Annotated in this window: 12 protein-coding genes; 9 read left to right on the plus strand and 3 right to left on the minus strand. The window is 65.4% G+C overall.

From position 1 onward, the window contains the following. The 8 genes from ACT53T_RS06730 to ACT53T_RS06765 form a co-directional block, all read left to right on the plus strand. Positions 1-986: TraG/VirB4 family ATPase (locus ACT53T_RS06730; protein WP_476160627.1), on the plus strand; the 986-nt coding region annotated here is incomplete at its 5' end. Continuing rightward, positions 986-1,729: a P-type conjugative transfer protein TrbJ gene (trbJ, locus tag ACT53T_RS06735; RefSeq protein WP_476160628.1), complete on the plus strand. Its 744-nt coding sequence runs from the start codon at positions 986-988 to the stop codon at positions 1,727-1,729. The genes ACT53T_RS06730 and trbJ, both read left to right, overlap by 1 nt. Positions 1,730-1,738: 9 nt before the next feature. Continuing rightward, positions 1,739-2,068 carry a putative entry exclusion protein TrbK-alt gene (gene trbK-alt, locus ACT53T_RS06740; RefSeq protein ID WP_476160629.1) on the plus strand — a complete coding sequence of 110 codons (330 nt, stop codon included), beginning with the start codon at positions 1,739-1,741 and terminating at the stop codon, positions 2,066-2,068. Further along, the gene (trbL, locus tag ACT53T_RS06745; protein WP_476160630.1) at positions 2,065-3,405 is read left to right on the plus strand and encodes a P-type conjugative transfer protein TrbL; all 1,341 of its coding nucleotides are present in this window, start codon (positions 2,065-2,067) and stop codon (positions 3,403-3,405) included. Before trbK-alt ends, trbL begins: the two co-directional genes overlap by 4 nt. 3 nt (positions 3,406-3,408) lie before the next feature. After that, on the plus strand, positions 3,409-4,092 hold the full coding sequence (trbF, locus tag ACT53T_RS06750) for a conjugal transfer protein TrbF (RefSeq protein ID WP_476160631.1): 684 nt from the start codon (positions 3,409-3,411) through the stop codon (positions 4,090-4,092). Continuing rightward, the gene (trbG, locus tag ACT53T_RS06755) at positions 4,089-5,159 is read left to right on the plus strand and encodes a P-type conjugative transfer protein TrbG (protein WP_476160632.1); all 1,071 of its coding nucleotides are present in this window, start codon (positions 4,089-4,091) and stop codon (positions 5,157-5,159) included. Before trbF ends, trbG begins: the two co-directional genes overlap by 4 nt. Continuing rightward, positions 5,156-6,364, plus strand: a complete 1,209-nt coding sequence (locus ACT53T_RS06760) for a TraB/TrbI/VirB10 family type IV secretion system protein (RefSeq protein WP_476160633.1) — start codon at positions 5,156-5,158, stop codon at positions 6,362-6,364. Before trbG ends, ACT53T_RS06760 begins: the two co-directional genes overlap by 4 nt. Next, positions 6,361-6,618, plus strand: coding sequence for a DUF2274 domain-containing protein (locus tag ACT53T_RS06765; protein WP_476160634.1), 258 nt, complete (start codon positions 6,361-6,363; stop codon positions 6,616-6,618). Before ACT53T_RS06760 ends, ACT53T_RS06765 begins: the two co-directional genes overlap by 4 nt. Here the strand turns inward: ACT53T_RS06765 and ACT53T_RS06770 are convergent. Next, positions 6,582-6,947, minus strand: coding sequence for a type 2 periplasmic-binding domain-containing protein (locus tag ACT53T_RS06770; RefSeq protein ID WP_476160638.1), 366 nt, complete (start codon positions 6,945-6,947; stop codon positions 6,582-6,584). The two genes, ACT53T_RS06765 and ACT53T_RS06770, sit on opposite strands and share 37 nt — an antisense overlap. Next, a complete protein-coding gene (locus tag ACT53T_RS06775; RefSeq protein WP_476160635.1) occupies positions 6,875-7,516 on the minus strand; it encodes a LysR family transcriptional regulator in 642 nt (213 codons plus the stop codon). Before ACT53T_RS06775 ends, ACT53T_RS06770 begins: the two co-directional genes overlap by 73 nt. Positions 7,517-7,870: 354 nt before the next feature. Between ACT53T_RS06775 and ACT53T_RS06780 the strand changes: the two genes are divergently transcribed. Beyond that, positions 7,871-8,494 carry a hypothetical protein gene (locus tag ACT53T_RS06780; protein ID WP_476160636.1) on the plus strand — a complete coding sequence of 208 codons (624 nt, stop codon included), beginning with the start codon at positions 7,871-7,873 and terminating at the stop codon, positions 8,492-8,494. A gap of 30 nt (positions 8,495-8,524) precedes the next feature. On the opposite strand, the gene ACT53T_RS06785 is transcribed toward ACT53T_RS06780, so the two are convergent. Continuing rightward, positions 8,525-8,916, minus strand: a 392-nt coding sequence (locus ACT53T_RS06785) for a helix-turn-helix domain-containing protein (protein ID WP_476160637.1), incomplete at its 5' end; no start/stop codon positions are given.

Below are 8,916 nucleotides of genomic sequence, written 5' to 3' on the forward strand. Positions count from 1 at the left end.
CGGCGGCGCTCGCCTGCGGCGGCGATTGGCACGATCTCGGCGGCGGCCTGTCGGCTGGTTCCGAGGACAGCGTGTCGTTGCAGCCGCTCGCCCGGATCGATGATGCGGCGGAGCGCGCCTGGTCAGCCGAATGGGCAGCCGCCATTCTCGCCAAGGAAGGCGCCGTCATCGATCCGACAGCCAAAGAGCATGTCTGGTCGGCGCTCACCTCGCTCGCTTCGTCGCCGCCCGGTGAACGCACGCTCACCGGTCTCGCGGTCCTCCTCCAATCGACGGCCCTGAAGCAGGCGCTTCAGCCCTATTGCGTCGGCGGCCCCTTCGGCCGGCTGCTCGACGCCGAGGAGGAGCGCCTCGGATATTCGAACTTCCAGGCTTTCGAAACGGAGGGTCTCATCGGCGCAGGCGCCGCCGCAGCCGCCCTCACCTATCTCTTTCATCGACTCGAGCAGCGGCTCGACGGACGGCCGACCTTGCTCGTCATCGACGAGGGCTGGCTCGTCCTCGACGATCCTGCCTTCGCGCGTCAGCTGCGCGAATGGCTGAAGACCCTGCGGAAGAAGAACGCCTCCGTCGTCTTCGCCACGCAGTCGCTCTCCGACATCGACAATAGCCCGATCGCGCCGGCGATCGTCGAGAGCTGTCCGACTCGCATCTTCCTCCCGAATGAGCGCGCGATCGAGCCGCAGATCACCGCGATCTATCGCCGCTTCGGCCTCAACGATCGCCAGGTCGAAATCATCGCCCGCGCGACGCCCAAGCGCGACTATTACTGCCAATCGCGGCGCGGCAATCGCCTCTTCGAATTGGGGCTCGGACCGATCGGCCTCGCTTTTTGCGCCGCTTCCTCCAAGGCCGATCACGCCGCGATCGAGCGCATCCTCGCCGAGCAGGGTCCGGATGGATTCCTGCGCGCTTGGCTGATCGAGCGCGGTCTCGAATGGGCGGCCGACCTCATCCCCGACCTCACCAATCTGGAGTTTTCCTGATGGCCGCTCGCTCTTTTCGCCGCGTGGGCCTGTTCTCCGCCGTGGCTTTCTCGCTCTCTCTTGTCGCGAGACCAGTGCCCGCACAGCTCGTCGTCTATGATCCGAGCAATTTCTCGCAGAACGTGCTCACCGCGGCGCGCGAGCTGCAGCAGATCAACAATCAGATCCAGAGCCTCGCCAATGAGGCGCAGATGCTGACCAATCAGGCGCGCAATCTCGCGAGCCTGCCGCTCTCGACGCTGAGCCAGCTCCAGACCACCATCCAAAAGACGCAGTCGCTGCTGGGCCAGGCGCAGCGCATCGCCTTCGATGTCCAGCAGATCGAATCCGCCTTTGCGACGACCTATGGTTCGGCATCGACCAGCGCCTCCAGCTCGGGACTGATCGCCACGGCGCAGACGCGCTGGCGCAATTCCGTCGCCGCCTTCGAGGATTCGTTGAAGGTGCAGGCCGGCGTCGTCGGCAACGTCTCGAGCAACGGCTCCGCCATGTCGTCGCTGATCTCCGCCAGCCAGACGGCGACCGGCGCGCTGCAGGCGGCGCAGGCCGGCAATCAGTTGCTCGCGCTGCAATCGCAACAGCTGTCCGATCTCGTCGCCGTGGTCGCGGCGAAGAGCCGCGCCGATGCGCTCGAACAATCGCGCATCTCGGCGACCGAGGCGCAGGGACAGGAGCAATATCGGCGCTTTTCGACGCGCTCCGGCTATCAGCCGGGCAATGTCACCATGTTCCACGGCGATTGAGACGAGACCATGGGACCAGCGGACATATGGCGCGTTGGCGCGATCCTCATTCTGATCGCCACATTGGTCGCCACGCTCTCCGCGATCAACCGCGATGCGCCTGCGCCGATTATCCGTGACGCCGGCGCGGCCTTCGCCATCCGTCCCGACGATCTTTCCGCCGAGCTGCGCCGCTGCGGCGCGCTCGCGCTCCAGGATGCCGAAGACCAGCGCTGTGAGGCGGTCTGGACGGAGAGCCGCCTCCGCTTCTTCGGCAGGCCGGCGCGGCCGACGCCTCCCACGGCCGCGCCGGCCAGTTCCTCTGCATCCCCCTCCGCATCGAAAGGCGCCGCGCCATGAACAATGTCGGCGTCATCGATACCTTCCTCAACACATTCACCACCTATATCGATTCCGGCTTCGGGCTGCTGAAGGGCGACGTCGCCTATCTTTCCTCCACGCTGATCGCGATCGACATCACGCTCGCCGGCCTGTTCTGGGCCTGGGGCGCCGACGAGGACGTGATCCAGAGGCTCGTCAGGAAGACGCTCTATATCGGCTTCTTCGCTTTCCTGATCACCAATTTCAACAAGCTCTCGGGAATCGTCTTCAATAGCTTCGCCGGCGTCGGCCTCAAGGCCGGCGGTTCTTCGGTGTCAACCGCCGATTTCCTGCGGCCCGGCCGTCTCGCCCAGGTCGGCCTCGACGCCGGCCAGCCGCTGCTCGACGCGGCAAGCCAGATGATGGGCTTTGCATCCTTCTTCGCCAACTTCGTCCAGATCGCCGTGCTGATGATCTCATGGCTGCTGATCATCATCGCCTTCTTTATTCTTTCCGTGCAGCTCTTCGTCACGCTGATCGAGTTCAAGCTGACGACGCTCGCCGGCTTCGTGCTCATTCCCTTCGCGCTCTTCAACAAAACCGCCTTTCTCGCCGAAAAAGTTCTCGGCAATATCGTCGCCTCGGGCGTGAAAGTGATGACGCTCGCCGTCATCGTCGGAATCGGCTCCGGACTCTTCTCGCAATTCACGACGAGCTATGGCGGCGAACAGCCGACGATCGAGCAGACGCTCTCCGTCGTGCTCGCGGCGCTCGCCATGCTCGGCCTCGGCATATTCGGTCCCGGCATTGCGACCGGCCTCATCTCCGGCGCGCCGCAGCTCGGCGCCGGCGCGGCGGTCGGAACCGGCGTCGCCGTCGCGGGCGCCGGAATGCTCGGAGGCGCCGCGCTCGGCCTCGCCGGGAGGGGAGCGACGGCCGCCGCCTCGGGAGCCGCCGCCACCGCGCGCGGCGGGGCGAGGCTCGCCGGAGGAGCGGCGTCGGCCTATGCGCTCGGGTCGGCCGGCGAATCCGGGCCTTCGGCTGTCGCCGCCGGACTCGCCGGCATCGGCAAAGCGGCGGGCGCCGTCGCAGCAGCTCCCTTCCGGCGCGCGGCCGCTCGCGCGACGAATTCCTTGGCCGAGAACTATTCCGCCGGCGCCCGCGCCGCCTTCACGGCGACGGGCGGCTCGTCGACGACAGGCGTAGGCAGCGACGGCACAACCAGCGCGCCGCCAGGCAATGCGCCGCCGGCCTGGGCGCGGCGCATGAAGCGCAATCAGCTCGCGAGCCACGGCGCGACGACCGCCGCGCATGTCATTCGGTCAGGCGACAGCCACGGCGGCGGCCATTCCGTCGATCTCTCACAACAGGAATAGACCATGTTCCGACGTGCCTCGGTGCGCTATGGGCGCACGCCTGAACCGGAGACGCCCTATCAGCGAGCCGCGCAAGCCTGGGACGAGCGCATCGGCTCCGCGCGCGTCCAGGCGAAGAACTGGCGGCTGATGGCTTTCGGCTCGCTGCTCTTGTCCTGCGGCCTAACGGCCGGCCTCGTCTGGCAATCGACGCACGGTACCGTCGTCCCCTGGGTCGTGGAAATCGACCGGCTCGGCGAGGCGCGCGCGATTGCGCCGGCGACGGCCGATTACACGCCGTCCGACCCGCAGATCGCCTGGTATCTCGCCCGCTTCATCAAGGATGTGCGCGCCGCGCCCGCCGATCCTGTCGTGGTCCGGCAGAGTTGGTTGCAGGCCTACGACTTCACGACGACGGCGGGCGCCGCGGCGCTCAACGACTATGCGCGCGCCAATGATCCCTTCGCCAAGCTCGGCAAGCAGCAGATCGCTGTCGACGTCTCCAGCGTCATTCGCGCCTCGACCGACTCGTTCCGCGTCGCCTGGATCGAGCGCCGCTATCAGGACGGCGCGCTCGCCGACACGACGCGTTGGACGGCGATCCTCACCGTCGTCATCCAACCGCCGACCGACGCCGATCGCCTCCGCAAGAATCCGCTCGGCGTCTACGTCAACGCCATCAACTGGTCCAAGGAGCTCGGACAATGACCCGGCCGAATTTTTTGAATGCCGGCGATCCGGCTTCGCACATTGCCGTGAACATGCAGTTCCGGAAAGGAGGAAGCGCGTCTTTCCGTAAAGCCGGCTTTGCTGCTCTGCTCTTCTCTGCCGCGTCGCTCGCCGGATGCACGAAATTCATTCCGCCGGACATCGATTATGACGACGCCGCGCCGGCGCGGCTCTCCGCCGATCCGCCGGCGCCGGTCAAAATCGTCACGCTCGCCAAGCCGCTTCCCTTGCCGGGCCAATTGAAGCCGCTGCACGCCGGCAAGGCTCCGCCCGAACCCACCGATCCCGCCCTGCGCGTCAATCAGGCCAACGCCGCCGCCCGCGTGCAGCCGGTGCGCGACGGCTTCATCAACGCCGTGCAGGTCTATCCCTTCTCGGGCGGCGCGCTCTATCAGGTCTATGCCGCGCCCGGGCAAATCACCGACGTCGCCTTGCAGGAAGGCGAACAACTCGTCGGCTCTGGCCCTGTTGCCGCGGGCGACACCGTCCGTTGGATCATCGGCGACACGGAGAGCGGCGCAGGCGCGAGCAAAAAGATCCACATTCTCGTCAAACCGACGCGGCCAGATCTCGTCACCAATCTCGTCGTCAACACCGATCGGCGCACCTATCTGCTCGAGCTGCGATCGACCGAGAAGACCTATATGGCCTCGGTCTCCTGGCAATATCCAGAAGACCAGCTCATCGCCTTGCGCCGTCAGAACTCGGTCGCCGAATCCGCCGCGCCGATCGCGACAGGCGTCGACGTCTCCGCGCTGAATTTCCGCTATGCGATCCAGGGCGACAATCCCGCCTGGCGGCCGCTGCGCGCCTTCGACGATGGGTCGAAGGTCTATATCGAATTCCCGATCGGCATTCGCCAGGGCGAGACGCCGCCGCTCTTCGTCATCGGTCCGGCCGGCGGCTCGGAGCTCGTCAATTATCGCGTCAGCCGCAATTACTACATCGTCGACCGTCTCTTCGCGGCCGCCGAGCTCCGCCTCGGCGATGCGGATAGCGAACGGCGCGTGCGCATCGTCCGCACCGACGGAAGGCCGCGATCATGACGCCGGAGTCGAAGGACGACAAGTTCAGCTCATCACCGCCGATCACGCCGGACCTACGCCTGCGAGGCGAACGCCCGCGCGTAACGCGGCTGTCGCGCAAGGTGCTGATCGGCATGGCGAGCGTCGCCGCCCTCGCGATCGCCGGCGCGCTCGGCTACGCGCTGCAGCCGCGCGACAGAAGCGGCGCGGCCCAGGAACTCTACAACACGCAGAACCGTCCTGCCGCCGACGGCCTCGCGAGCCTGCCCAAGGACTATACCGGAATGCCGCGACCGGCGCCGCCGCTCGGGCCGCCTCTGCCGGGCGACCTCGGCCGACCCATTCTGAATGCTGGCGCAGCCGCCAATACGACGATCGTCGGCGCCTCGGCGTCCGATCCCGAAGCGCAACGTCGCGCCCAGGAAGGTGAGGCCGCGCGCGTGAGCCGGCTCTTCGCTCAGACGAGTGAGCGCGAGAGGCCGAGCACTCCGATCGCTCCGACCGCGATCTCCGCGGCCGACGCTGGTACAATCGCGACGCCCTCCGAAGATGCCGGCTCTGCGCAGAACATGCAGGATCGCAAAGCGGCTTTTCTGACCGCAGCTACGGACCGTCGAACCGTCAGTCCGGATCGGCTCGCCAAGCCTGCGTCGCCTTACGTCGTCCAAGCCGGAACGGTCATCCCGGCCGCGCTCATCACCGGCCTCCGCTCCGATCTGCCGGGGCAGATCACCGCGCAAGTGACCGAAGCCGTCTACGACAGTCCGACGGGGAAATTTCTGCTCATCCCTCAGGGCGCGAAGCTGATCGGCCAATACGACAGCTCCGTCGCCTACGGCCAAAAGCGCGTGCTCCTCGCCTGGACACGGCTCATCATGCCCAATGGAACCTCGATCGTGCTGGAGCGGCAGCCCGGCGCCGATGCGGCGGGCTATGCCGGCCTCGAGGACGAGGTCGACAATCATTGGGACATGCTTCTCAAAGGAGCCGCGCTCTCGACGCTCCTCAGCGTCGGCGCCGAAGCGGGAACCACAGGCAGCGAGAGCAGCCTCATCCAGGCCATCCGCCGCGGCGGCTCCAACAGCGCGAGCCAGACCGGGCAGCTGCTCGTTCAACGCCAGCTCAATGTCCAGCCCACTCTCACCATCCGGCCGGGCTTCCCCGTCCGTGTGCTCGTGACACGAGATCTTCTATTGGCTCCATACAAGGAAGGAATGGCGCCGTGACGAAATTGAAGCTCGGTCCGCTCGCCGACGACAAGCCCGTAAAAATCACCGTCGAGATTCCCGCCTCTCTGCATCGCGATCTCACGGCCTATGCGGACGCGCTCGGCAGAGCCAATGGGCAGACGATCGCCGATCCGCTCAAGCTGATCGTCCCGATGCTTCAGCGCTTCATTGCGACCGATAGAGCCTTCACGAAGACTCGGACGCGTCCGAAACCTCAACCCGATGTCGCGGAAACCGAAAGGTCGGGATAGCGGGCGCGCAACAGATCGAGAAACGGTTGCAGCATCGGATTGCTGTTTGTCTCTTTCCAATATGCCGCGAACTGAAGCCGCATTTGCCCACAGTCGCCATGCAGCTCGCGATGGGCCACTCCGGGGCAGACGAAACCAACGGCGCCTTCGAGCAGCGGCGCGACGCCATAGCCGGCGCCGACGAGGCTCAGCAGCCTGTCGAGGCTGACATCCTGATAGCTGATACGCAAATTACCCGAGCCGCCGGCCTTCACGCTCAGCAATTGCTCGAGCTCGGAATCGACGCGCTCCGCGTCAGCAATATCCGATTGTCGCAAAGCTCCCGCCATTTGATCGCCGGCCGAGTATTGAGCGGGTGATGTTCCGGAACGGCCACGACGACCCGTTCGCCCCAGAGCGGCAAAACGCGGTCGTTCCACCTCCCGCCGCCGGAGGTCAATATGGCGACGTCGATCGCGCCGGCGGCGACCTCGCCGAGCAATCCCACCTTGGCGCCGTCGACCAGGAGAATATCCGCATCCGCGGTCTGGCGGCACAACTCCGCGAGCGTCTCCCGCAGATTGCCGGCCGAAAGCGACGAGCAAATCCCTATTCGCAATGGCCTGCTTCCGCCATTGCGGCGCGTTTTGAATGTGAGGAAGAGGCGGTCCGCTTCGTCGACGATGGGCCGCGCCGCATCCAGAAATTCGCGGCCGACCGGGGTGAGCTTCGTTCCGCCGGTCGTGCGCTCGAACAAGTCCACGCCGAGCTCACATTCGAGATCATGCAATCGACGGCTGAGGGTGGATTGACGCGTGTCCAGCGTCTCCGCCGCTTGCCGAAGGCTTCGATGCCGCGAGGCGACAAGAGCCCATTTCAGATCTCGAAGCTCCGAATTCACCTGAAAAGCCCGGTTCACAAGCTGATTTCCAGAATCGGATGCGACAGGGACGCCGCCGACCGCTCTAACGCTCCCTACTTCATTGAAATTAAATGGCCTTTTCAAGGCCGCCAATCGAACGGCTATCGCTTTGCAAGCTATGGGTTTTTCGGCGAACGGACCCGAGTCTTCCTCAATCGATGCGCCGTCCCGAGCAACCCGACCGCTCTGCGGCGCAACGTTATGAACGCCTGCGTTTCCAATATGCGTTGCTAAAATGTTCTAGCCGGCATACCTTCTCTCGGCTGCAATTTCATGAGCAGCGGCCGAACGAGATGCTGAGAACATCCCGCCCGGCCTGACCACAACCCATGCTTTAGAGGAGCTTGGATCATGGCTGATTCTGAAGATAGCATGACTCCGCCCGCCGTTAGCTGGCGCGCCATTCTGCGAGGAACCGGAACCCTGCCGTCCGGGAAGACGACGGGAGGGGCGCCATCCGACCCCGCGCTGCAGCTCTGGCGGAACTGGCAAGCCAACCACACTCAGGTCGTCGCGCTGACGCGCCAGTGGCAGCGCATCGAGAAGAAGCTCATTCACTCGGTTGGCATCCCCGAGGTCGCGATCCGCATTTCCGGCGAGGCGGAGCCAAAAATCGCTCAATCGATCGACGAGATCGAGGAGTTGGTCGCGAGCGAGCCGGCGATCGAGAGAGAAACGCTGCTCGCGGCGTTCGACGAGCAGCAAAAGCGATGGGACGAGGCGGCGGCGGCGTTCGGCTTCGACGCCGTCGACGCCGAACTCCGAGCCGCTCTCGACAAGGAGCGCGATTTCACGGCTTCGGTCCCGAAGACGAAAGCCGCCAGCCTGCCGGGCGTCGCGGCCAAGCTCGCCATCCTCATTCAGCTCGGCGAGCCGAGCCCGACAGATGCGGAATTTCCCTGGCCGGAACTGCGCTCGGCGCTCGCAGATATCGCCCGGCTGGCGTCGCCGGAAGCGATTGTCTCGCCGATGTGATCCTCGTTGCTCGGGTCCATGGTCGCTCGGCTATGGACCCGGCTTCTTTCGAATAGCCCGCCTTTGCGCCGGCGCTTCGCTTTTACGAGCTGGCTTCGCGGCTTTCTTGGGCGGCGCCTTCGTGCTCGCGCTTGCAGCCGATGGCGCAGATGACGATTTCGCCTCCGCAGTTTCGCTCGCGGGCCTCAGAAGCTCGAGCACCGGAATTCCGAGAGCGTCGGCGAGGCGGCCGACGACGTCGACCGTCGCCGAATAGACGCAGCGTTCGATCGAGCTGATATAGGTGCGGTCGAGCTCGGCTCGATGGCCGAGCTCCTCCTGCGACAGGCGTTGCGCCCGTCGATATTTCCTCAGATTGCGCGCCAGCGTCTCTCGCATTTCCATGACGAGAACCAGCCAGCTTGAAGAGATCGCGGTAGGGA

The organism is Methylosinus sp. DMC45 (assembly GCF_056313885.1).

Coding starts and splice junctions, on each gene's coding strand:
- trbF (WP_476160631.1), top strand. CDS start 3,409: ATGTTCCGACGTGCCTCGGTGCGCTATGGGCGCACGCCTGAACCGGAG.
- ACT53T_RS06770 (WP_476160638.1), bottom strand. CDS start 6,947: ATGGCGGGAGCTTTGCGACAATCGGATATTGCTGACGCGGAGCGCGTC.
- trbK-alt (WP_476160629.1), top strand. CDS start 1,739: ATGGGACCAGCGGACATATGGCGCGTTGGCGCGATCCTCATTCTGATC.
- ACT53T_RS06780 (WP_476160636.1), top strand. CDS start 7,871: ATGGCTGATTCTGAAGATAGCATGACTCCGCCCGCCGTTAGCTGGCGC.
- trbL (WP_476160630.1), top strand. CDS start 2,065: ATGAACAATGTCGGCGTCATCGATACCTTCCTCAACACATTCACCACC.
- ACT53T_RS06760 (WP_476160633.1), top strand. CDS start 5,156: ATGACGCCGGAGTCGAAGGACGACAAGTTCAGCTCATCACCGCCGATC.
- trbG (WP_476160632.1), top strand. CDS start 4,089: ATGACCCGGCCGAATTTTTTGAATGCCGGCGATCCGGCTTCGCACATT.
- trbJ (WP_476160628.1), top strand. CDS start 986: ATGGCCGCTCGCTCTTTTCGCCGCGTGGGCCTGTTCTCCGCCGTGGCT.